The following is a 22,302-nucleotide window of genomic DNA, read 5'->3' on the forward strand; positions in this document are numbered from 1 at the left end:
CTGGAACTTACGTGGGGCCTATACGCCTCGCAACGAATAGCGGCGAATTTCCAACACATCATGAAAGTGGCGGCGCGATTTACCGGATATCGATTTTTCTTACTGCTCATCCGGTGGCCATTCACAAACCGTCCACTTTGGCCTAAAAGCCGGACAGGTAACACTCCGGTCGCAGCCTACCCGGTCAAAACAAGGACACCTGTTATGAAAACCATTGTGATCTGCTCCGGCGGATTGGATTCCGTTTCGCTCGCCCACAAGGTCGCTGCGGAACACGAGCTCGCCCTGCTCGTCTCCTTCGATTATGGCCAGCGGCACCGCAAGGAACTGGATTTCGCCGCCGCTTGCGCCAGGCGTCTCGGCGTGCCGCATCAGGTCATCGACCTCACCGAGGTCGGCCGGCATCTCACCGGCTCGGCCTTGACCGACGACGTCGAGGTGCCGGACGGGCACTATGCGGAAGAGACGATGAAGACGACGGTCGTGCCGAATCGCAACGCCATCATGCTTGCGATCGCCTTCGGCATCGCGGCCGCCCACAAGGCCGAGGCTGTGGCGACTGCGGTCCACGGCGGGGATCATTTCATCTATCCGGACTGTCGCCCAGGCTTCATCAATGCCTTCCAGGCGATGCAGAACCATGCGCTTGAGGGATACGCGGACGTGAGGCTTTATGCGCCCTATGTCAATGTCTCCAAGGCGGACATCGTCGCCGACGGCGCGAAGCATGACACGCCCTTTGCCGAAACCTGGTCCTGCTACAAGGGCGGTAGCCGCCATTGCGGCCGTTGCGGGACCTGTGTCGAGCGGCGCGAGGCATTTCACCTCGCCGGTGTTGCCGACCCGACGGACTATGAAGATCCGGATTTCTGGGTCGAGGCCACCGGCGCCTTTGTCGCAGAGGAGGTGAAATGATGTTCCGAATCACCAAGGAATTCCACTTCTCCGCCTCTCACCAGCTGAAGAGCCTGCCGCCCGAACATCAATGCGCGCGGCTGCACGGGCATAATTACGTCGTCGAGGTCGAGCTTTCTGCCGGAGCGCTGAACGAGCACGGTTTCGTGCGTGACTATCATGACCTCGCGTCACTCAAGCACTACATCGACGAAGCCTTCGACCACCGTCACTTGAACGACGTGCTCGGTCACGACCGTGTGACCGCGGAGTGCCTGGCACAGCATTTCTTTGAATGGTGCAAGGCGCGCTTTCCTGAAACGACCGCCGTGCGCGTTAGCGAGACGGCAAAGACCTGGGCGGAATACAGGCCATGACCGGCTCACGACCGGCCGAAATCCGCGTCAGCGAGATCTTCGGGCCGACAATCCAAGGCGAGGGCGCGTTGATCGGACTGCCGACGGTGTTCGTCAGGACCGGCGGCTGCGATTACCGATGTTCCTGGTGCGACAGCCTTCACGCAGTCGACAGCCGCTATCGCGACGAGTGGCGCCCGATGTCGACCGAGGAGGTTTGGCAGAAGGTCACTTCCCTTTCCGGCGGTAGGCCCCTCATGGTCTCCTTGTCTGGCGGCAACCCGGCGATCCAGCCGCTCGGAGACCTGATCGCCTGCGGCCACGCACAGGGATACCGCTTCGCCCTGGAGACGCAAGGCTCGGTCGCACGCGACTGGTTCGCCGATCTCGACGTCCTGGTGCTCAGCCCCAAGCCGCCATCGAGTGGGATGGAGACGGATTGGGACGCGCTCGGCGACTGTCTACAGGCGAGCGCGGGAAAGCCGCAGACCATTCTTAAAATCGTTGTCTTCGACGAGGCAGATTATTCATATGCGCGGCACGCCGCGGCACGCTACCCTCAATTGCCCGTCTATCTGCAGCCCGGCAACCACACGCCGCCGCCACCCGAGGAACACGATGCGCCGATCGACATCGAAGGCGTGACGGAGCGTATGCGCTGGCTGGTCGAGCGCATCACCGAAGACAGGTGGTTCGAGGCGCGCGTTCTGCCGCAATTGCACGTCCTCTTATGGGGGAACAAGCGGGGCGTGTAGATCGCTTCAATATTACCCGTATCGATACGCTCTCTGGCCGGGCTCCCGCAGGCGTTTCATGGAGGGGGCGTGTCAATTGAGCTTGTCCGTGTTACATCAATGACATAAAACGTTACCGCTGCGTTAACGGCGCCCTGTCACCCACACTCCAAAGCAAATTCGAAAGAATTTTAATGCCACGAGAAGGAGACATTTATGTCCATTTCCCCCACCCTTGGCGAAGAACAGGTCCCGATCTTGCTCGCGAGCGATATTGCTGCGCGTGTGAGGACCGCCCGTGAGGCAGTCGGCTACACTATCGAGGACCTTGCTGTCACCTGTGGTCTTACCAGCGTCGAAATCAGCGACATCGAAAGCGGCGGCGACAACGATCCGGCGAAGCTGAAGCGAGTCGCGGCTGCCCTTCAGGTGCCGATTTCCCATTTGCTGCCCGGCGAGATGTAAAACTAGAGCGGGTCGGCTGCCCGTGATCCGGCCGCAAGGACTTGCTGACATGCGGCGTTCAAGTGCTACCGCGACTATGCGCGTCTGTTAAGACGCGCGGCGCTGTAGTGTGTCGGATAGGAGGCACGACACAATAGATTCGACGAGGCTTCATTGTGCCGCAAGCAGGTTCCGGATGTTTCGGATCAGCGAGGTGGCATCGAAGGGTTTCGTCAGGCACGGCAGCGTCCTGTATCGCTCCGGTAGATCCGATTTGGCATAGCCGGTCAGCAGCAGGACCGGCACATTCCGCTCGACCAACTCGTCGACCAATGGATAGCCTAGTTCGCCACGCAAATTGAGATCCAGCGTCGCCACCTCGTAAACCTCCGTCCGCGAGGCGGCCATTGAGGCGCTGAGGGTTGTGAAGGGGCCAACCACCGCGTAGCCGGCGGCGACGAGATCCTCCTCGATCTGCAAAGCGACGAGGAATTCATCCTCCGCAACGAAAACGCGATGTGGCTCGGACGTGTTCATCTCAGGGATCCCTGGGACAGGGCACGTCGATCGTGCATGTCAGCCCCTCAGAGGCGAATTCAAGCCGTACTTCACCACCGAGATCCGAAGCGACCACGCGCTCCAGCAACAGCCGGCCGAATCCGTTGTGTTTCGGCTCCGGAACGGGCGGGCCGCCAGCTTCCTGCCAGCAGATCTGAAGACGTCTCCCTTGAGGGGCGACGCTCCACTCGATACCGACTCTGCCGCTCTTCACAGAAAGCGCACCGTGCTTGGCCGCATTGGTGGCAAGTTCATGCGCAGCCATCCCGAGCGTCAGCGCATATTTGGGCGGCAACATTGTCGCTGGTCCCGATAGCGAGACGTTATTCCTGCTTGCGTCGCTGTAGGGCGAGAGTTCGTCGAAGAGCACCGTTTCGAGCGAAACCCCGGACCAGCTTGCCTCGGCTAGGCGGGTATGCGTTTGGGCCAACGCCCTTATACGCGCGTCGAATGACTCGCGCGCGTCGTCGACGTTCGGGTTTGTGGAGAAGGACTGACGCGCGATCGAACTGACGATCGCAAGGGTGTTCTTTACGCGGTGGCTGAGTTCGGCGACGAGGAGGTTTCGCTGGGATTCTGCCTCTCTGCGTTCGGTGATGTCCATGCAGACACCGGCGAGTTTGGGGGGGCGTCCCGTTCCCGGCGGCGACACCTGACCAAAGGCCTCCATCCATCGGATTTCCCCGTCGGGAAGCCTGATCCGATAGATCAAGTGATAATTTTCATGTGTTTTCAAGGCTTTGGCGATCTCCAGTTCAACCAGGGGAAGATCCTCCGGATGAATGTCCCGCTTGAAATCGGCCAGCGTTCCGCCGAATGTTCCCGGATCGAGGTGATGAAGAGACTCCAGGCCGGGCGACCATACCACTTTGCCAGTGGCCGTATCCCATTCCCAGGCCCCCATCCGCCCCGCTGCGAGCGCAATTCGGAGCCGTCGCTCACTTTCTTGCAGCGCTTCTTCCGCCAGCTTACGCTCGGTTATGTCCACCGATGCTGCCACGGCGCCAACCACCGCGCCGGTGGCATCGCGTAACGGCGTTGCGTTTCCCAAGATATGGCGCAGCGAACCGTCTTCGAAGCGGATTTCCTCTTCGAAGTTGGGGACTTCCTCGCCCCGTGCGGCCCGTTGAACGGGTAGTTCATCGGCCGCCAGCATCCGCCCGTCTGAGAATACATGAAAGTTGTCTGGCCGCTCGCCAGCTGGCGCGGACAGCGACAGGTTGGTCCCGGGAGGCCGCCGCAGAAGCTCGTAAGCCGCACGGTTGCCGCCGATTTCCGCGCAATCGGGCGTGCGGGCAATCCAGATGAGCGCAGGCACAGCCTGCATGATGGCCATCAGTTCGGCGGCGCGCTCTCTCTCCATTGCTTCTTTCCGACGCAACTGCTCCTCCGCGCGTTGCCGCGCCTCTTCGGCGCGAAGGCGCTGGATGCTGAATCCCAGTTGCCGGGCTATGGTCATGGCCACACCGATTTCACTGTCCGCGAAAGCATGCGGCAGGTCGTAATAGGTCATGAACTTGCCGATAAGCCGCCCCCCAGCGAAGAGCGGGATGAAGCCAAGTGCGTGTATGCCCTCCGTCTGGATGACCCGTCGCAGGTCCTCAGCAATGTCTGTTTGGGCAATGTCTTCTATGAATATCGGCTCCGGGTCTTTTGCCTCGCCGGTCCACGGAGAATGCCCGTCGACGGCCTGCCGATAGCGCTCCGAGAGGCCGCGCCAGGCGACGAAGCGCATCGTCCCGGACTTGTCGAACAGCAGTATGGACGCCCGTTGACAGGAGAGAGCGCTCTGAATGGCGTCCAGCGACGCCTCATAGACTTCGTTGATGTCGCGCGCGCGTTGCTGCCTTTCCGCGAGGTGGTAGAGGGAGGCCTGCTCGCGCAGGCGCGCTGCCAATGCTTCCGTTGCACGCTTGTGTTCGGAGATGTCGCGCGCGATTTTCGAGGCCCCGATAATGCGGCCGCCGGCGTCGCGCACGGGTGAAATCGTAAGGGAGATGTTGACGAGGCTCCCGTCCTTCCGCTGGCGCAGAGTTTCGTAATGATCGATGCGGTCGCCGCGGCGGATGCGGCTGAGGATGCTCGGCTCTTCATTCTGATAGCCGGGCGGCATGAGAATGGTGATCGACTTGCCCACCACTTCATCAGCGGTGTATCCGAAGAGGCGCTCGGCCCCGCGGTTCCAACTGGTGATCGTGCCGTTCAAATCCTTGGCAACGATGGCGTCATCCGAGGATTCAACGATTGCGGCGAGATAACGGGAGTCCTTTTCCGTACTTCTGCGCTCGGTGATGTCGACGAGGAGATTGGCGGCACCCGAGAGTGCCCCGGCCTCGTCAAAGATTGGCGTCGGGAAAGGGAGAAGCAGGGCTGTCGTCCCGTCCGGGCGGACGGCGAGCAACTCCTGTCCCATGATTGGCCGGCCTGTCTTCAACGCTATGGCCATTGGGCACTGGTCGTGCGGCAGCGCCGTTCCGTCGGGCCGTAGCAGCTTCCAACACACGCACCAGCGGTCTTTCCCCACTGTCGGTTCTCGTCCTGCAAGGTCGGCCGCTGCGCGGTTGAAATAGGTGACATATCCGTCTGCGTCCGTCAGGTAGACGGCAACAGGAAGCGCATCCAACGCCGTACGAAAGTCCGGTGATCCGAGCACCCCCGCATCACCTACCAGGCACGAGGACAAAATCTGCGCGCTGCTCATAAGTTCCCTCCGAGCGCCCCCATAACGCGGGTGAACGCGGCCAACGTCAGCTTTGTTCCGGTTTGCCCCAAAAGAGGTAAAGGAGCTCATGCCATAGTAGCAACACAGGGATGCAATAAAATAACCAGACTCCGACGTGTGGTTGAAACGGATTCGCCGTCACGGAAGCGCGGAGCAAGTCCACACTCGAATTGGAGACGATGCGAATGAGCAGATTTGTGCTGAACGCCGTAGGTAAACCACTCTATTACAGCGGTAGCTCCACGGCATGGTTTTCCGCCACCGGATCCGGCCCCGTGCTCTACGGAACGGCCGGCAACGATTCGATGTGGGGCGACAGTTCCGTGAACGTCACCATGATCGGCGGCACGGGCGACGACATCTACTATCTCTATTCATCGATAAACCGCGCCTATGAGGCCCCGGGCGAGGGCGTCGACACGATCAGCACGTGGATGAGCTACACCTTGCCGGAGAATTTCGAGAACCTGACCGTCACCGGCGACAACCGCTTTGCTTTCGGCAATGACCTGGATAACATCATCAAAGGGGGCTCGAGCCGTCAGACGATCGACGGCGGTGACGGCAACGACGTCCTGATCGGCGGGGGAGGTGCCGATACCTTCGTCGTCGCCCGCGGAAACGGAAGCGACCTCATCACCGACTTCAACTTCGATGACATTGTCCGCCTCGACGGCTACGGATTCACGTCCTTTCAGCAGGTGCTCGCCAATGCGGCCCAGGAGGGTATGGATCTCAGGCTCCACCTCGCAGACGGCGAGAGCCTTGTGTTCAGGAACACCACAGCTGATCAGTTGCAGGCGAACCAGTTCCGGTTGAGCCTCGACCGCTCCGTACTGACGCAGACCTTTTCGGACGACTTCGACACGCTGCAGCTGCGCGAGGGCACGAACGGCGTCTGGGATCCCAAATTCTGGTGGGCGCCCGAACAGGGGGCGACGCTTACGGGGAACGGCGAACTGCAATGGTATATCAATCCAAGCTATGAGCCGACGGCGTCTGCCAATCCGTTTTCGGTAAAGGACGGTGTGCTGACGATCACCGCCAAGCCGGCTTCCGAGGCAATCCAGGCGGAAATCAATGGTTATGACTACACGTCCGGCATGCTGACGACGCACTCGTCCTTCGCACAGACCTACGGCTATTTCGAAATCCGGGCCGACATGCCGGATGACCAGGGCGTCTGGCCGGCCTTCTGGCTGCTCCCCGCCGACGGCTCCTGGCCGCCGGAACTCGACGTCGTCGAAATGCGCGGGCAGGATCCGAACACCATCATCGCCACCGTGCATTCCAATGAAACTGGCTCCCAGACCAGCGTCGCAAGTGCCGTGAAAGTGCCCGACACCGGCGGATTTCACAAATATGGGGTGCTTTGGACGGAGGAGGAGATCGTCTGGTATTTCGATGACGCGGCGATAGCGCGGGCCGATACACCCTCGGACATGCACGACCCGATGTATATGATCGTCAATCTCGCAGTCGGGGGCATAGCCGGGACGCCTAGCGACGGACTCGTCGACGGGTCCGAAATGAAGATTGACTACATCAAGGCCTATTCGCTGGATGCAGATTGGCATATCTGAGCGGTCGACGTGCCGGCGGCGTGGGCGCCGCCGGCACGTCTATGATTCACTTCTGGATGCAGGTGTCGACCGTGTCCTTGGTGCATTCGTCGAGGCCGGTATAGACCGGATCCTCGACGGGCTTGCCGGCGATCAGGTCCAGCATGACCTGCGGGGCTTTGTAGCCCATTTCGAACGGCCGCTGCCCGACGAGCGCCGTCACCAGACCCTCGCGGGCGATCGCGACCTCCTCGCCGATCGTATCCGCGGCCGAGATGACAAAATCGTTGCTGGCGATGCGATCTGCCATCGGCCGGAAGAGGTCGCGATAGGGCTGTGGCGCGCCGAACAGCGGCCAGCCGCCCTCGAGCGCAAAGGCGTCGAGATCCGGATTGGCAGCGAGGATATCGGTCATCGCCTGAACCCCCTTGGCCCCATCGTCATTGGTAAAGACCGGGCAGCCAGCGACCTCCGTCCATCCGCCTTCCCCGTTCAGTTCGGTCAGGCCTTCCTGGCCAGTCAGAACATCGCGCGTGCCCTGCGCCCGCCGCAGGATATTGTCGGCGCCGGGATTGCCGAGGATCAGGCATATCTTGCCGCCTTCCGGCTTGGCCTTCTTTATGTATTCGCCGATGCGCTGACCCATCAGATAGTTGTCGGTGCCCAGATATGTCTGCCGCAATTCCGAATCCTCAGGTGCAAGGTCGGCATCGACCGTCATCACCGGAATGGTCGGATTGGCCGTTCTCAGCGTCTGTGCGATCAGTTTGGCATTCGATGGCGAGATCGCGATCGCGGCCGTATCGGGCTTGCTGAGCATGTCCTGCACGATCTGCGCTTCGCCGGCCTCGTCGGACGTCGAAGCCGGACCGGTATAGAAGCATTCGTATTCGGAATCCGGGTTCTCCCGGTTCCACTTCTGGCAGCCTTGGTTGATTGCCTCGAAGAACGGGTTGTCGAGCCCCTTGACCACAATGACGAGTTGTTTCTTCTGGGCCAGAGCCGTACCGGCGCTGAGCGCCAGGACGGCGGCAGCAAGCAATAGCGCCTTCCTCATGCCTTCCTCCCTTGAACGAGCGGACTCTTCCGTCCGCGACCAAATCAACCCGGATACCAGACGATGCGCGGATCATCTGCCGCCCGCTCGTACTGCCAGGCCGAGTCGATGAGCTTTTCGAGATCGTAGCGGGGTTGCCAACCCAGCAGGTACTTAGCCTTGCTGTTATCCATCCAGTTGGAATGGAACCGGCTCGGTATGTCGACGGAACGCAGGCCGCGCGTGCGGGCAAGATGAACGGCGACCTCGCCGTAATCGACCGGCCTGTCCATCGATATGTTGAAGAGCTGACGCACGGCCCGTGGATTGTCGATCGCGGCGAGTATCGCCGATACGAGGTCCTCGACATGCACGAAATTGCGCTTCAGCGGACGGCCGTCGGCATCTCTGAGCAGCGGTACGGTGCCGTCCTCCGCGTAACGCTTCGCATCTGCCTCGGAAACAAGGTTTTTCCAGACGGGGCCGCCAAACACGTCGTCGCCGAAGGAGAGGGAATATTTGAAATCGTCCTTCTCCATAATCCACGGGGCGCGTAGGCAGCAGCCGTTCACGCCGTATTGGATGCCGTATTGCTCGATGATGACTTCCTCGAGCACCTTCGAAAGGGCGTAGCAGCCCGGATAGGCGCGGTGGGCTGCCGCTTCGGTGATCGGCCCCTCATGGCGGTAATAGAAATGACCGATGCCGGCATCGCCGCCGATAAGAATGAACTGCCTGGCGGTCACGCTCGCACGGAAGTGCTCCAGGAGCCAGAACAGGCCCTTTACCGTCACGTCCATGACCTGATCGGGCAGCTCCTTGCACGTGGCGAGATGCACGACATGCGTGACCCCTTCGAGAGCTTGCACAACCGCCTCGCGGTCGGCAATCGAGCCGCGCGCCACCTCGACGCGTTCCGCTTCTGCACACAGGCGATTGTGGCAGAGCGCACGGATGCGCGCCATGCGAAAACGCGGATCGTCAAGCAGCGCCGTGATGAAGTGCCGCCCGACCTTGCCCGTTGCCCCGGTGACAAGGATCAGCATGCTGACCTCCCGCTGACAAGCTAATATGCGCGTTTGTCACGCGTCAACGAATATTTGTATTACAATATCTAAAATGCCGCAGATACGGTTCAATTTGTAGGACTATTGATTGACGCTAACGCTCGCTTTTGCGTAAATGGAATTGCAGGCCGCCTGGGAGGCAAAGAGGCGGCGACAGCGCGCAGGCTCCGCAGCGCCGCTGGGGAACTTTGAATTGCTGCATCTCTTTGTCCTTACCCGAGCTCGATTCAAGGACGTGCAGCAGGTCTGGGAGGGTGGATGGCTGTGGCGGTCCTCGAACTCGCCAACATTTCCAAACACTTCGGCGCCATCCAGGCGGTCAGCGAGGTTTCGCTGACGCTTGAGCCGGGCGAAGTCGTGGGACTGATGGGCGACAACGGTGCCGGCAAGTCCACGCTCGTCAAGATGATCGCCGGCAACTTCCGGCCGAGTCATGGCACAATGCGCATGAATGGCGTCGAACTGGTGCTTCACCGCCCAGTCGAGGCGCGCCAGCACGGCATCGAGATCGTCCACCAGGACCTGGCGCTTTGCGACAACCTGACAGCGGCAGCGAACGTATTTTTGGGTCGTGAATTGCGCCGGGGCCTCGGACCGTTGAGCATCCTCGACTACAAGGCGATGTATCGCCGCGCCGGCGAGATTTTCATGGAGTTGAAGTCCGAAACTCGGCCGCGCGACTTCGTTAAGCAGATGTCCGGCGGACAGCGGCAAGCCGTGGCGATCGCGCGGACGATGCTGTCCGAGGCAAAGATCGTGCTCATGGACGAGCCGACGGCGGCGATTTCCGTGCGACAGGTCGCGGAAGTGCTCAATCTGATCCGCCACCTGCGCGACAGCGGCATTGCGGTGGTACTGATCAGCCACCGAATGCCCGACGTCTTCGCCGTAGCGGATCGCGTTGTCGTGATGCGGCGCGGCAGAAAAGTCGCCGACAAGCCGATTGCGGCAAGCTCACCGGAAGAGATCACGGGACTGATTACCGGCGCCCTCGAACGGGCGTGATCGAAAGCGCGCCGGTATGGGAAGAAAGCGAAGGTTGACCAATGGCAATTACCCTGGATCGGGCAGTCGGGCAGAGGCAGCAGACCTGGCTTGGCTCGATATTGTCGAGCCAGACATTCTGGGTGCTGATTGCCTTCATCCTCGCCTGCATCTTCCTTTCCTTTGCCACCGACACGTTTGCGACTTCACGGAACCTCTACAACATCACGCGCAATTTCACCTTCGTTGCAATCATCGCGCTCGGCATGACCTTGGTGATCATCACCGGCGGCATCGACCTCTCGGTCGGGTCAGTGCTCTGCCTGTGCAGCATGGTCCTCGCGGTTACAATGAATGCGGGCTACGCCCTTGAGGTGGGCGTCGCCGTTTCCATCGGCACGGCCTTGCTGATCGGCGGCTTCAATGGCGTGTTGATCGCCTATCTGGGCTTCCCACCCTTTGTGGTCACGCTCGGGATGCTGTCGATCGCGCGCAGCCTGGCGATGGTGGTCTCCAACAACTCCGTCGTCTTCCAGTTCGGCCCGGATCACGACCTGCTTCTGTCGATCGGCGGTGGGGCCTGGTTCTTCGGCATCGCCAATCCCGTGATCTACATGGTCGTTCTCGCGCTTCTCACGGGATTCGTGCTGCGCTGGACGCGGTTCGGGCGCTATCTTTTCGCCATTGGCGGCAACGAGCATGCTGCGCGGCTGACGGGCGTGCCGGTCAACGGCATCAAGGTGGCGGTCTATATGATCTCCGCGCTCGCGGCCGGCGTCGCTGGTATCATCCAAACCGGCTGGCTCGGCGCTGTCACGACCAATATCGGCGCGGGCATGGAGCTTCAGGTCATTGCCGCGGCGGTTATCGGCGGCGCCAACCTCGCCGGCGGCGTCGGCACCGCCTCCGGAGCGCTGATCGGCGCCGCGCTGATCGAAGTCATCCGAAACAGCCTTGGCCTGCTCGGAATTAGCGCCTTCTGGCAGGGCACGTTCATCGGCGGCGCGACGATCCTCGCCGTCCTGTTCGACCGGATCCGCAACCTTCGCCAGAGCGACTAAAAGCTACCCGGGCTTCATCCTTTGGCAAGGATCCGCTGCATCTCGTCCATGGCTGCGTCGAATTGCGGATCGCGACCATCGGCGTAGGGCAGGCTGAATGGCACGGAAATATGCGGCTCCACCCCGCGCCCTTCGAGCCGCAGACCGTCCTCGATCACGGCGTCCGAGACCGCTATTTCAAGCAGGCTGTCGTCGGGAAGGACATAGGCACGCCCTGCAAGCAGCGCCCCGGCGGTTCGCATTCCGACGAGCGGTATGCCGTTTGCTTTCAGCGCATAGGCGAAGAGCTCGAGCCCGCTTCTTGAGCCTTCATCGATGATCGCGACGACGGGCCGGCGCCAGAGGGCATTCGCAACCGTCTCCTTCCCACTGCGCGCGATCAGCCGGAAATTGGGTACGCCGCCGACGAAGAGTTCGGCCGCGTCAGGCGGCCCGCCGCCCCAGCGCCCGCGCAGGTCGACGACGACGCCTTCGGCATCCTTGAGGCGGCCGGTGGAAAGTGCGCGGGCGGCAATCTCAAGGCCGTCGGAGGTGGAGAGCGTCCAGAAGCGCAGGTAGCCGATGCGACGCCCTTCGCGCACCTTTACCTCTATGCTCTCGTCGATCGCTTTTGCGAACGACTCCAGCGGCCGCAGACGCTCCACCTGCACTTTGACTGCGACGGGTGGTGCATCGCGATCGCGGCGGAGGGCGATCTCCACGCTCTGTCCGACTTTGTTCCGGAAGGAGGCGATCTCCCGATACGGGGCTCCGTCGACAAGGAGGATTTCGTCGCCGACGCGGATGCCCGCGCGGTCCGCCGGGGCGCCGTCATAGACATCGCTGACGAAACGTGAGCCACCTTCGAGCCGCGTCACCATGCCGATGCCGGCATAGCTGACATTGCCGTTCGGCGGGAACAGGCGCTTCATATCGTTGCGGATTGCGAAGCGGAAGATTTCGGCCAATTCGTAATAGTCGATCGTATCGTCGGTAAAGCGGCCGGTGTGCGATACGCGGAGGCTCTCCAGTACGGCGTCCATTGCGGCGTCGACGCGAGCCGCCGGGCTATCTTCCGTGAGCGGTTCGTCCGCATCCTGGATTTCCTGCCGTACCGCTGCGCCGAACCGCTCGAGGGCGGACGGGTCGTAGAAATTGTCGAGCACCAATTCGACGGCACGGTCGAAGACCGGATGACCGGAGCGGGGCGGCTCCAGCGCGCGGCCTTGCTCGGGTATGACGAGCAGCAGGAGCACGAATGATAGTGCGCGGACGGTCTTCACTTCAAATAGAGCCATTTTCTTTGTGGTGGTCAGTATGCCGAAGACCGCGGCCGGATTGAGACTGGACATAAATCGCTTCAACAAGATTGCGTGAAGAGGTCGTGTTCGCCGACCAGCGTATCCTCTTCAGGAACGCGCGTCGCCGAACGCGTGGTGGTTCAGGCCCGCGTGTCGGGTTTGCCTCGACGCAGATGGCCAAAGCGGAAGCCGCCTGCCGCGGCGGCCCGCACCATCATCATCTCTCCGATATTCTCGTGCGTCATCAGCCCGACGAGGCGGTTGAGGCTGTCAACCACGGCAACGGCTGGCGAATTCGCCTGCTGCATCAATCGCAGGCTTTCCTCGAGACGCTTGCGGAAATGGATAGTCGGCACGTCCTGACGCATCGCCTGGACGACAGGCGTGGCCGCGCCGTCCTCTTTCAGGGTCCGGATGATGTCGTCGCGTGTGAGCAGCCCCACGAAATGGCCGGAGGCGTCGACCACGGGGAACTCGCGTTGGGTCGTTGCCAGCAGGCTCTCTATCGCCTCGTCGATGCTCGCCGACCGTTCTAGCCTTGCGAATTCCGTGACCATCACGTCGCCGACGAGGACGCTGTCGGAGAGATCGCGGATTTGCGCATTCTGCGCCTCCGCGGTCGCGGCCAGATAGACGAAAATGCCGATGAAAATCAGCAGAGGGTTGTAGAAGAGGCCAAGGAAACCGAAGACGAAGGCAAGGCCCTGGCCGATGGTGGCGGCGATCTGGGTCGCGCGGGACCAACTCATGCGAGAGGCGAGCGCGGCCCGCAGCACGCGTCCGCCATCCATCGGAAAGGCCGGGATCAAATTGAAGAGGACCAGAAAGATGTTGACCCCGGCAAGCCGTGCCAGAAATCCAAGCTGCGGGTCCTCGATATCCTCTATCTGTTCCAGGCCCACGGTCGTGCCGAGCAGCAGAAGGATGATGCCGGCGATCACCACGTTCACGAGCGGGCCGGCAATAGCGATCAGGAACTCTTCCTTCGGTTCTTCCGGCATGCGCTCCAGTCGTGCGACGCCGCCGATCGGCAGCAGCGTAATGTCGGGTGTCTTGACGCCGAAGTGCCGGGCGACGGCAATATGGCCGAACTCATGCAGAACGACGCACACGAAGATCGCCAGCACGAAGGCAATGCCGGCAATGGCCGCAGGCGTGCCGCCGATGCGATAGTGCATCAGCCATATCCAAGCAAGCAGGATTGCGAACGTCACATGCACGCGGATGGCGGTGCCACCGATCGTTCCGATTTTGAAGGACCAAGCCATCGATGTGCTCCTGTGAGCTGTCAGGCCTTACTCACCTCGAATGCCGGACACGGCTTCGAGTTTACGCCGATAGCCGCCGATTTAACATTCGCCGGGCCCTCATTCTTCAATAGGCTCTTGGAGGTACGAACAGGCAGATCGTCCTGCCGTGGTCGTCGCCGGCGGCCGAGCACCAGTGATATTCACCGTCCGGCGATATGCGCACTCTCCTGTCAGCATAGGGAACGACCTCGCCGGTGGCGTTGATGACATAGCCTTGGGGCCGTTCGCTTATCGCCGTGTAGCTGACGTGGCGGCAGTCGAAATTCGAGCAACATGAATAGGGGTATGTCCAGCCGGTCGGTGCGTCATGGCCGTAGGCGACGGTGGTTATTGACAATCCGACCAGCGCAAAGAAAATCCGCATCGTGATCTCCTTCCGCAGCGGGGACATGATCAGACGCAATTCTCGTCCAGGCCCCGCTCTGACCTCTTGAAATCGATCACTTTCGACATGCAATGACTGTGTAGTGCCGGTGATCGATGAGAACGATCGCCAATTCTCCAACGAGAGACAGGGTCAGAACCGACAGCGTTCAAGCTATTATTCGCGGGATCAGCGAAATGATCCACTAACCGCCGTTATATTCTGAATTGGGCGAATTGACGTCCCGCCGCCGATCCGAGTGTCGCCTGCAAGCCGGGTTTACTTGACGGTGCTCAAGACTCGCGCGCCCGAAAAGCATCGCTTTCGCCGTCCACCAGTTCCATTGGCCACAGGCGATTGGCCGGCGCATCCGGATAATGGTGCGCGAAAGTCGGCATGCTAGAGAGCAAGGTCTGTGCCAGCGCTACGCCGAGGTCATGCAGCGAGAGCCGGAAGCATGTCAGCGACGGGGAAAGAAAATGCGCATGCGGACTGTGCCGACCGATCACTGCAATGTCGCTTCCCGGGCTGACGCCTGCTTCCGAGAGGGCCCTGTAGAAGCCGATTGCGATCATTTCGTTGATCAAGACGATGGCGGTCGGGCGCTGGTCAAGCGCGAGAAGGTCACGGCCGATCTGGTAGCCGCCGGCTTCGTTCGGGGTCGAACGGAAGATCAGGTTTTCCTGGAGCGTCAGTCCGTGGGCGGCGAGAGCCTCGCGGCATCGCTCGACAAAGATGTAACCGAGATTGGCGTCGTCATGGGGCCGTGTGATCGCGATGCGACGGTGCCCGCGCGCTACGAGGCGATCGATTGAGGACTGCGCCATACCTTCGAAATCAAGATCCAGCCAAGGCTGGCCGGCGTCGGTCAGGGTTCGGCCAAGCGTGACGAAGGGGATGTTGCGTTCGGCGAGCAGTTGGACGCGGGCGTCGTGGCGCTGCGTCGCGGAGAGGATGAGTCCGTCGGCAAAGCCGCGCGCCACGGCGCGGCGCAGATATTCCGTCGGGTCTTCCTGTGACGAACAAAGGAGGGCGACAAGGTCGAGCTTGTGCCGGGCAAAGACTTCCTGGACGCCGTCGAAGACGCTCATGAAGAAAGTGTCGCCCTGTCCGGTAATCTCGGTTCCGGTCTGAATCATGAAGCCGATGATGTTCGTCGTGCCCTGCCTCAGGCTGCGACCCGACTGGTTGGGCACGTAGCCGAATTTCCGGGCTGCCTCCAGCACGCGTTTGCGCGTTTCCTCGTTCACGTCAGGGCGGCCGTTAAGCGCCCGCGAAACGGTTCCGATCGAGACGTCGAGATGTTCCGCCAGGTGCCGAATTCCCTTCATGCAGGGTCCATCCTCTTCCTCTGGGCGTCTGCTGATTTCCGATTCCCTATTGACATGTTTCAGAAACCGCTCATAGTTCCGTAAACGTTTACGGACGGCCAGGCAAGGCGAAATCGTCGGCACGTGGAGGAGAATCGTGATCTTGCGCGCAGTTCTGTGCGGGTGCGGAGCTATGGCCAAAGGCTGGGTCAAGGCGATCTCCGCGGATCGTGGACTAAGGGAAACGATCCGGATTGTCGGCCTCGTCGACGTTAACCTTGACGCCGCGCGGATGCTCGCCGGCGAGTTCAACCTCGGTGATGTCGTGATCGGGTCCGACCTCGAGGCAGTGCTCGCGCAAACTCAGCCTGACATTCTCTTCGATGTCGTCGTTCCGTCCGCCCGGGTCGAGGTGGTCGCCGCCGGTCTCCGGCACGGGTGCCACGTACTTAGCGAGAAGCCGATGGCGACCTCGCTCGAAGATGGCCACGAACTGGTTCGGATGGCTGCGGAAACCGGTAAGCTTCATGCGATAGTTCAGAATCGCCGCTTCGTCCCGGGCATCCGCCGCATCCGGAGCTTCATCGAAAGCGGCGCGATTGGCGATCTCACGTCTATTCATTGCGATTTCTTCATCGGTGCGCATTTCGGCGGTTTCCGCGAGGAGATGGAGCACGTGCTACTCCTCGATATGGCAATCCACACGTTCGACGCCGCCCGGTTCATCGCGGATAAGAAGCCGATCGCAGTCTATTGCCGCGAGGAGAATCCGCGCGGCTCCTGGTATGCGCACGGCGCGGCCGCGACGGCGATTTTCGAGATGGCGGACGACGTGACCTTCACCTATCGCGGCTCCTGGTGCGCGGAAGGCGCGAACACGAGTTGGGAAAGCGAGTGGCGTATCATCGGAACGCGCGGCACGCTGCTTTGGGATGGTGCCGATGAATTCCGGGCAAAGAAGGTCGCCGGCACCGAGGGCTTCCTGCGTAAACTCACGCCGATCAAGGTGCCGGCGCCTACCGATCGTCGCCGGACACAGGGGCATGCCAGCGTCATTGCCGATTTCGTCTCGGCAATACACGACGGTGGAAAGCCGGAGACGGCAGGCGACGACAACATCAACAGCCTTGCCATGGTCTTTGCGGCGATCGAGAGCGCCCGTAGCAGGCAGCGTGTCATAATCGAATGAGGCCATCGATGAAAAATCCCGCCAAATCCATCCGCATCGGCACCATGGTCAGCGCCACCAAGGGCATGGCGGCCAAGCGGATTGCCGAGATCGCCGACCTGGGATTTGAAAGCTTCGAGCCCTTCTTCTGGCAGACCACCAACGGCCAGGACCTTGCCGAACTCGGCAAGCGCTGCCGGGAGGCGATCGGCGATCGCGACATCACGATCTCGACGATCGGCATGTTCGGCAATCCGCTGGAAGAGACGGATATAGACCTTGAGACGCTTCAGGGCTGGAAGGCCTGCATTGACAACGCCCATCATTTCGGCGCGACTTGCGTCGCGGGCTTCACCGGCCGCATTCGGAACCGTCCGCTCACCGACAGTCTGGCGCGCTATCGCAAGGTTTGGCGTGAACTCGCCGCCCGCGCCGCCGACAAGGGCGTAAAGATCGCTTTCGAGAACTGCGCAATGGACGGCAATTGGGCAACGGGCGACTGGAATATCGCCCACAACCCCGATGCCTGGGAACTGATGTTCAACGAGACGCCGGACGATCACATCGGGCTCGAATGGGAACCCTGCCACCAGATGGTTTATCTGATCGACCCGCTGCCGCAGATCCGCAAGTGGGCGCCCAGGATTTTCCATGTGCACGGCAAGGACGCCACAATCCGCTGGGACGTCATCCGCGAGCACGGCATCTTCGGCAAGGAACAATTCGTATTCATGCGCACGCCCGGTTTCGGCGACAGCAACTGGACCGACATCATCTCTGAACTGAGGCTCGCCGGCTGGGCCGGCTCGATCGATATCGAAGGCTGGCACGATCCGGTGTATCGCGACGCGTTGGAGATGACCGGGCAAGTGCATGCGCTCAATTATCTGAAGAACTGCCGGGGGGGCGACTTCGTCGAGCTTTCGGCCTGAAGGCAGCCCAGCGGGTGGCATGGAGGAACGCCGCCTGCCGGAAACACGAGAGGAGGAGTTTATGGATATTCACAGACGTGCAATCCTGGGCATTCTCGCCCTTGCCAGTATCTCCCTGTCGGCATTGTCCGCTCATGCGGAGGATGTCACGATCACCGTTTGGTCGCTGGACCGAGACACTCAGCCGGCGCCAAACTTGATCAACGATTTCAACAAGCTCGATAGGGGAATTAAAGTCGAGTATCGCCAGATCCAGTTCGACGATGTCGTCAGCGAGGCGATGCGCGCCTATTCTACCGGCCAGGCGCCCGACATCATCGCCGTGGACAATCCGGAGCATGCGCTCTTTTCCTCGCGCGGCGCATTTCTCGATCTCACAGACTTGATTGCCAAATCTTCGATCGTCAAGCCGGAGAACTATTTTCCAGGGCCTCTCGCATCCGTGACCTGGGAGGGGAAGCTCTACGGAATTCCCAAGGCCACCAACACGATTGCGCTTTACTACAACAAGGACATGTTCAAGGCGAAAGGGCTGGATCCTGAAAAGCCACCACAGACCTGGGACGAACTGATGGATGCGGCTCGCGAGTTGACCGACCCGGCGGCCAATGTCTACGGCCTCGCCTTTTCCGCCAAGGCGAATGAGGAGGGAACGTTCCAGTTCCTGCCCTGGGCGCAGATGGCGGGCGGCGGCTATGACAACATCAACGCCGAGGGTGTGGTCAAGGCACTCGACCTCTGGAAGACGATTATCGACGAAAAGCTCGCCTCCCCCGACAGTCTGACGCGTGGCCAATGGGATTCGACCGGCACCTTCAATTCCGGGAATGCCGCGATGGCAATTTCCGGCCCTTGGGAACTCGACCGGATGATGCAGGAGGCGAGGTTCGACTGGGGCGTGACGCTGCTTCCTGTACCGGAAATCGGCGCTGAACGATCCTCTGCGATGGGTGATTTCAACTGGGCGATCTTCTCCAGCACCAAGCATCCGGAAGAAGCATTCAAGGTCCTTGAGTACTTCGTTTCGCAGGACCAGAGGATGTTTAAGGACTTCGGTCAGCTGCCGGCCCGTTCCGACATTGCCATTCCGCCGACAGGCGAACCCCTAAAGGACGCGGCGCTCAAGGTTTTCCTGGAGCAATTGAAATACGCCAGGCCCCGCGGTCCGCATCCACAATGGCCGAAGATCTCCAAGGCCATCCAGGACGCCATCCAGGCGGCTCTGACGGGCCAGATGGGTTCCAAGGAGGCGCTGGACCAGGCGGCTGAGAAGATCAAGGGAGTTCTCGGCTGATAGGTATTGCCGCCGAGCGCATCGGCCCGAAAATCGTACCGTATTTTCGGAAAGCTCGATGCGCAGATAAAGAATTACCGCGATCTTTGCGCATCTGAAAAGACGCGCGGCGCTGTAGAAGCGACAGCAGGCAGTCACCGGCGGATCGCCGTCAGTCGGTCCGCCCGAATTTTCTCCCGAGGCGGCGATCTCCGGCTTCGGCCGGGGGTCGCGCTGCGGATTGAGGGGTGTACATGCGGAAGATTGTATCCAGCGTGACGGACGGCAAAGGCTTCGACATCGGACTCGTCCTGTTGCCACTTGCCTTTCTGTTCGTCCTGTCCGGTCTGCCGCTCGTCTACAATGTGGTGATGAGCTTTCAGGAGGTCGACATGTTCAGCCTGGGCAGCTTCGCCCGGCCCTTTGTCGGCTTCAAGAACTATATCGATCTGTTCTCGCAGCCCGAGACTCGCCCCATCCTCTTCAACACGGCGCTTTTCGTCGCCGCTTCGATCGCCGGTCAGTTCGTCATCGGCTTCGGCCTCGCGCTCTTCTTCTGGACGGATTTCCCCGGCGCCGGGTGGCTGCGCGGCCTCTTCCTCGTCTCCTGGGTCATGCCCGGTCTTGTCGTCGGCGCCATCTGGAACTGGATTCTCTCCGGCGATTTCGGTGTTCTCAACTTCTTCCTGCGAGAAGCCGGCGTAATCTCCGGCAACATCTTCTGGCGTTCGGACCCGAACTATTCTCTCTGGGCCGTCATCATCGCCAATATCTGGCTCGGCACATCCTTCAACATGATCCTGCTTTCGGTCGGGCTGTCGGGCATCCCGAAAGACCTCTACGAAGCCGCCGAACTTGATGGAGCCACCATGCTACAGCGCTTCTTCACGATCACGCTGCCGATGATGCGCTCGACGATCGGCGCCATTATTGCGCTCGGCCTGATCTTCACCCTGCAGCAATTCGATCTTTTCGCCGGCATCACATCGGGTGGTCCGAACAATTCGTCCAACGTAACCCAATATTGGGCCTGGGATCTTTCGTTCCGCCAATACGACTTCGCCAAGGGCGCGACGATCTCGGTAATCATGATCGTCTTCGTGATGCTCGCTTCCGTCGTCTATGTACGCTCCACCCGCCACGAGGTGCGAGGATGAGTGAGCAATTCCGCAATCGGCTGATGCTGGGCGTCGCACTCGTGCTTGCGGCTATTTACCTCTTCCCGCTCTACTGGATGTACGTCACCGCACTGAAGACCGGCTCTGCGATGTTTGCGACGCCGCCGAAATTCCTACCGAGCGATCCACAGTGGAGCATCTACGCCTATGTCTGGGAAAGCCGCAACATGGGTCGCTACCTCTGGAACTCCCTGGTGATCGCCATGGGTGCCGTGTCGCTCATCGCGGTGCTCGGAGTCGGCTGCGCCTATGTGCTCGCGCGCTATCGCAACGTCTGGGTCGACATTGGCCTCTTCCTGATCCTGATGTTGCAGGTTTTGCCTGCCTCCTTGATGATCACGCCGATCTTCGTAGGATTCTCGCAGTTCGGGCTGCTGGAGGCCCCGCGCCTCGCCGTCATTCTGGCGATCGCCGCGAAAAGCATGCCCTTCTTTGTTGTGCTCGTTCGCGCGACCTTCATGAGCGTGCCGATGGAACTTGAGGAGGCGGCGCTCGTCGACGGCAATTCGCGCTTCGGCGCCTTCTTCAACATCGCCCTGCCGCTTGCCCGGAACGGCATTCTCGTCAGCGCCATCCTGATTTTCATGCAGGCCTTCGGCGAGTTCGTCTATTCGAAATCGATGATCCAGTCCGTGGAACTGCAGCCGGCGAGTGTCGGGCTCAACTCCTTCATGGGTCCGAACACCAACGAGTGGAACAACATCATGGCCTATGCCACGATCTATGTGACACCCGTTCTCGCCGTCTTCGTTCTTTTGCAGCGCCGCATCGTTTCCGGCCTCACTTCGGGAGCCCTCAAATGACCCTTCAAATCGAGCTCAACGGCGTCAACAAGTTCTATGGAGCCTATCATGCGCTCAAGAACATCGATCTTGCGATCGAGAAGGGGAGCTTCGTCGCGCTCGTCGGGCCCTCGGGCTGCGGAAAGTCGACGCTGCTGCGCTCGCTTGCCGGCCTGGAAAAGATCACGACTGGAGAGATGAGGATAGCCGGCGACCGCATGAACGATGTTCCCCCGCGCAAGCGCGACGTCGCAATGGTCTTCCAGTCCTATGCGCTGTACCCCCACATGACGGTCGAGCAGAACCTGACATACAGCTTGCGCATACGCGGCGTGAAAAAGGCGGAGGCGCGGAAGGCGGCGGAGGAAGTGGCGGCGACCACAGGCCTTGCCGGCCTGATGCAGCGCTATCCGCGCGAACTCTCCGGCGGTCAGCGGCAGCGCGTCGCGATGAGCCGCGCCATTATCCGTCATCCGAAGGCATTCCTCTTCGACGAGCCGCTTTCTAATCTCGATGCGGCACTGCGGGTGCATATGCGCAAGGAAATTCGCGCGCTGCACGACCGGCTGCACGCCACTTCGGTCTATGTCACGCACGATCAGATCGAGGCGATGACCATGGCCGACCATGTCGTCGTCATGCGCGACGGCGTGATCGAGCAGCAAGGCCGCCCCCTTGATCTTTACGACCGACCGGCCAACCGTTTCGTGGCGGGCTTTATCGGTTCGCCGGCAATGAATCTGGTCTCCGCGAGGGTCGACGAGGGCGGGACACATGCGGTCCTGGATTTTGGCCGGCTCCCACTCGCCGAGGGGCTCGCGCCGGGGACGCCGGTAACCGTCGGCATCCGCCCGGAGCACATCAGGATAGTCCCAGGCGGCGACGGCGACTTCGACATCCCTGTCGGGAGCGTTGAGTCCACCGGTTCGGCGACCTACGTGACCTCGGCCACGCAACCGGAACTGGCTATAGTGGAGAATGGTCGAGGCTTGGTGCGGAGCGGTGACGTAGTCGGTCTCGCGATAGACCCCGCGCAGTTGCATCTGTTCGACCGCGAAGGCAAGCGGATCGAACTGGCTCGCAGTAATGTCGGCGTGCCTCGGCGGCCTCCGTTTGAGGAAACTGCACGGCCACAGCGGATCGGCGTTTGAAGTTCCGTTCCTGAACTACAGTACGGTACGCCCATCTTTGGAAACGCGGCAGGCGTCTTGGGGCGCCAAGGTTCAAGCGTGTCGGCTCGCTCTGGATCTTCCCGGCGCGCCCTTCGTCCGAGAAATCACCATAGGC

Annotated in this window: 21 protein-coding genes; 13 read left to right on the forward strand and 8 right to left on the reverse strand. The window is 60.9% G+C overall.

Going from position 1 to position 22,302, the window contains the following annotated elements; all coding sequences use genetic code 11:
- Positions 1 to 204: 204 nt before the first annotated feature.
- From queC to SJ05684_RS21155, 4 genes are all read left to right on the forward strand, one after another.
- Positions 205 to 915 (forward strand): 7-cyano-7-deazaguanine synthase QueC, encoded by a 711-nt coding sequence (gene queC / locus SJ05684_RS21140; RefSeq protein WP_034857042.1) that lies wholly within the window; start codon positions 205 to 207, stop codon positions 913 to 915.
- A complete protein-coding gene (gene queD, locus SJ05684_RS21145; protein WP_034857044.1) occupies positions 915 to 1,271 on the forward strand; it encodes a 6-carboxytetrahydropterin synthase QueD in 357 nt (118 codons plus the stop codon). The genes queC and queD overlap by 1 nt, the downstream gene beginning before the upstream one ends.
- Positions 1,268 to 2,005 (forward strand): 7-carboxy-7-deazaguanine synthase QueE, encoded by a 738-nt coding sequence (gene queE / locus SJ05684_RS21150; RefSeq protein WP_034857046.1) that lies wholly within the window; start codon positions 1,268 to 1,270, stop codon positions 2,003 to 2,005. Before queD ends, queE begins: the two co-directional genes overlap by 4 nt.
- 195 nt (positions 2,006 to 2,200) lie before the next feature.
- A complete protein-coding gene (locus tag SJ05684_RS21155; RefSeq protein WP_034857047.1) occupies positions 2,201 to 2,449 on the forward strand; it encodes a helix-turn-helix domain-containing protein in 249 nt (82 codons plus the stop codon).
- Between the two features lie 150 nt (positions 2,450 to 2,599).
- On the opposite strand, the gene SJ05684_RS21160 is transcribed toward SJ05684_RS21155, so the two are convergent.
- Both SJ05684_RS21160 and SJ05684_RS21165 read right to left on the reverse strand, forming a co-directional pair.
- Positions 2,600 to 2,965 (reverse strand): response regulator, encoded by a 366-nt coding sequence (locus SJ05684_RS21160; RefSeq protein ID WP_034857049.1) that lies wholly within the window; start codon positions 2,963 to 2,965, stop codon positions 2,600 to 2,602.
- A gap of 1 nt (position 2,966) precedes the next feature.
- A complete protein-coding gene (locus SJ05684_RS21165; protein ID WP_034857051.1) occupies positions 2,967 to 5,687 on the reverse strand; it encodes a PAS domain S-box protein in 2,721 nt (906 codons plus the stop codon).
- 206 nt (positions 5,688 to 5,893) lie between these two features.
- On the opposite strand from SJ05684_RS21165, the gene eglC reads away from it, so the two are divergent.
- Complete coding sequence (eglC, locus tag SJ05684_RS21170; protein ID WP_034857053.1) at positions 5,894 to 7,291, forward strand: endo-1,3-1,4-beta-glycanase EglC; 1,398 nt, start codon at positions 5,894 to 5,896, stop codon at positions 7,289 to 7,291.
- Between the two features lie 46 nt (positions 7,292 to 7,337).
- Here the strand turns inward: eglC and SJ05684_RS21175 are convergent, their stop codons facing one another.
- The gene (locus SJ05684_RS21175; RefSeq protein WP_034857055.1) at positions 7,338 to 8,327 is read right to left on the reverse strand and encodes a sugar-binding protein; all 990 of its coding nucleotides are present in this window, start codon (positions 8,325 to 8,327) and stop codon (positions 7,338 to 7,340) included.
- Positions 8,328 to 8,371: 44 nt separating this feature from the next.
- A complete protein-coding gene (locus SJ05684_RS21180; protein ID WP_034857057.1) occupies positions 8,372 to 9,352 on the reverse strand; it encodes an NAD-dependent epimerase/dehydratase family protein in 981 nt (326 codons plus the stop codon).
- A 279-nt stretch (positions 9,353 to 9,631) separates the two neighbouring features.
- On the opposite strand from SJ05684_RS21180, the gene SJ05684_RS21185 reads away from it, so the two are divergent.
- The gene (locus tag SJ05684_RS21185; protein WP_083846209.1) at positions 9,632 to 10,378 is read left to right on the forward strand and encodes an ATP-binding cassette domain-containing protein; all 747 of its coding nucleotides are present in this window, start codon (positions 9,632 to 9,634) and stop codon (positions 10,376 to 10,378) included.
- A 41-nt stretch (positions 10,379 to 10,419) separates the two neighbouring features.
- On the forward strand, positions 10,420 to 11,418 hold the full coding sequence (locus SJ05684_RS21190) for an ABC transporter permease (protein ID WP_034857059.1): 999 nt from the start codon (positions 10,420 to 10,422) through the stop codon (positions 11,416 to 11,418).
- Between the two features lie 14 nt (positions 11,419 to 11,432).
- Here the strand turns inward: SJ05684_RS21190 and SJ05684_RS21195 are convergent, their stop codons facing one another.
- From SJ05684_RS21195 to SJ05684_RS21210, 4 genes are all read right to left on the reverse strand, one after another.
- The gene (locus SJ05684_RS21195; RefSeq protein ID WP_050980106.1) at positions 11,433 to 12,695 is read right to left on the reverse strand and encodes a S41 family peptidase; all 1,263 of its coding nucleotides are present in this window, start codon (positions 12,693 to 12,695) and stop codon (positions 11,433 to 11,435) included.
- Between the two features lie 143 nt (positions 12,696 to 12,838).
- Positions 12,839 to 13,966 (reverse strand): site-2 protease family protein, encoded by a 1,128-nt coding sequence (locus tag SJ05684_RS21200; RefSeq protein ID WP_034857061.1) that lies wholly within the window; start codon positions 13,964 to 13,966, stop codon positions 12,839 to 12,841.
- A gap of 106 nt (positions 13,967 to 14,072) precedes the next feature.
- Positions 14,073 to 14,372, reverse strand: a complete 300-nt coding sequence (locus tag SJ05684_RS21205; protein ID WP_034857123.1) for a cupin domain-containing protein — start codon at positions 14,370 to 14,372, stop codon at positions 14,073 to 14,075.
- A 293-nt stretch (positions 14,373 to 14,665) separates the two neighbouring features.
- Positions 14,666 to 15,703, reverse strand: a complete 1,038-nt coding sequence (locus SJ05684_RS21210; RefSeq protein ID WP_034857063.1) for a LacI family DNA-binding transcriptional regulator — start codon at positions 15,701 to 15,703, stop codon at positions 14,666 to 14,668.
- 172 nt (positions 15,704 to 15,875) lie between these two features.
- On the opposite strand from SJ05684_RS21210, the gene SJ05684_RS21215 reads away from it, so the two are divergent.
- From SJ05684_RS21215 to SJ05684_RS21240, 6 genes are all read left to right on the forward strand, one after another.
- Positions 15,876 to 16,871, forward strand: a complete 996-nt coding sequence (locus SJ05684_RS21215; RefSeq protein ID WP_034857065.1) for a Gfo/Idh/MocA family protein — start codon at positions 15,876 to 15,878, stop codon at positions 16,869 to 16,871.
- 8 nt (positions 16,872 to 16,879) lie between these two features.
- On the forward strand, positions 16,880 to 17,782 hold the full coding sequence (locus SJ05684_RS21220) for a sugar phosphate isomerase/epimerase family protein (protein ID WP_034857067.1): 903 nt from the start codon (positions 16,880 to 16,882) through the stop codon (positions 17,780 to 17,782).
- A gap of 61 nt (positions 17,783 to 17,843) precedes the next feature.
- Positions 17,844 to 19,076: an ABC transporter substrate-binding protein gene (locus tag SJ05684_RS21225; protein WP_034857069.1), complete on the forward strand. Its 1,233-nt coding sequence runs from the start codon at positions 17,844 to 17,846 to the stop codon at positions 19,074 to 19,076.
- Positions 19,077 to 19,309: 233 nt separating this feature from the next.
- A complete protein-coding gene (locus SJ05684_RS21230) occupies positions 19,310 to 20,212 on the forward strand; it encodes a carbohydrate ABC transporter permease (protein ID WP_034857070.1) in 903 nt (300 codons plus the stop codon).
- The gene (locus tag SJ05684_RS21235) at positions 20,209 to 21,036 is read left to right on the forward strand and encodes a carbohydrate ABC transporter permease (protein ID WP_034857072.1); all 828 of its coding nucleotides are present in this window, start codon (positions 20,209 to 20,211) and stop codon (positions 21,034 to 21,036) included. The genes SJ05684_RS21230 and SJ05684_RS21235 overlap by 4 nt, the downstream gene beginning before the upstream one ends.
- A complete protein-coding gene (locus tag SJ05684_RS21240) occupies positions 21,033 to 22,166 on the forward strand; it encodes an ABC transporter ATP-binding protein (protein WP_050980102.1) in 1,134 nt (377 codons plus the stop codon). Before SJ05684_RS21235 ends, SJ05684_RS21240 begins: the two co-directional genes overlap by 4 nt.
- Positions 22,167 to 22,302: the final 136 nt, after the last annotated feature.

The organism is Sinorhizobium sojae CCBAU 05684 (assembly GCF_002288525.1).
GTDB lineage: Bacteria > Pseudomonadota > Alphaproteobacteria > Rhizobiales > Rhizobiaceae > Sinorhizobium > Sinorhizobium sojae.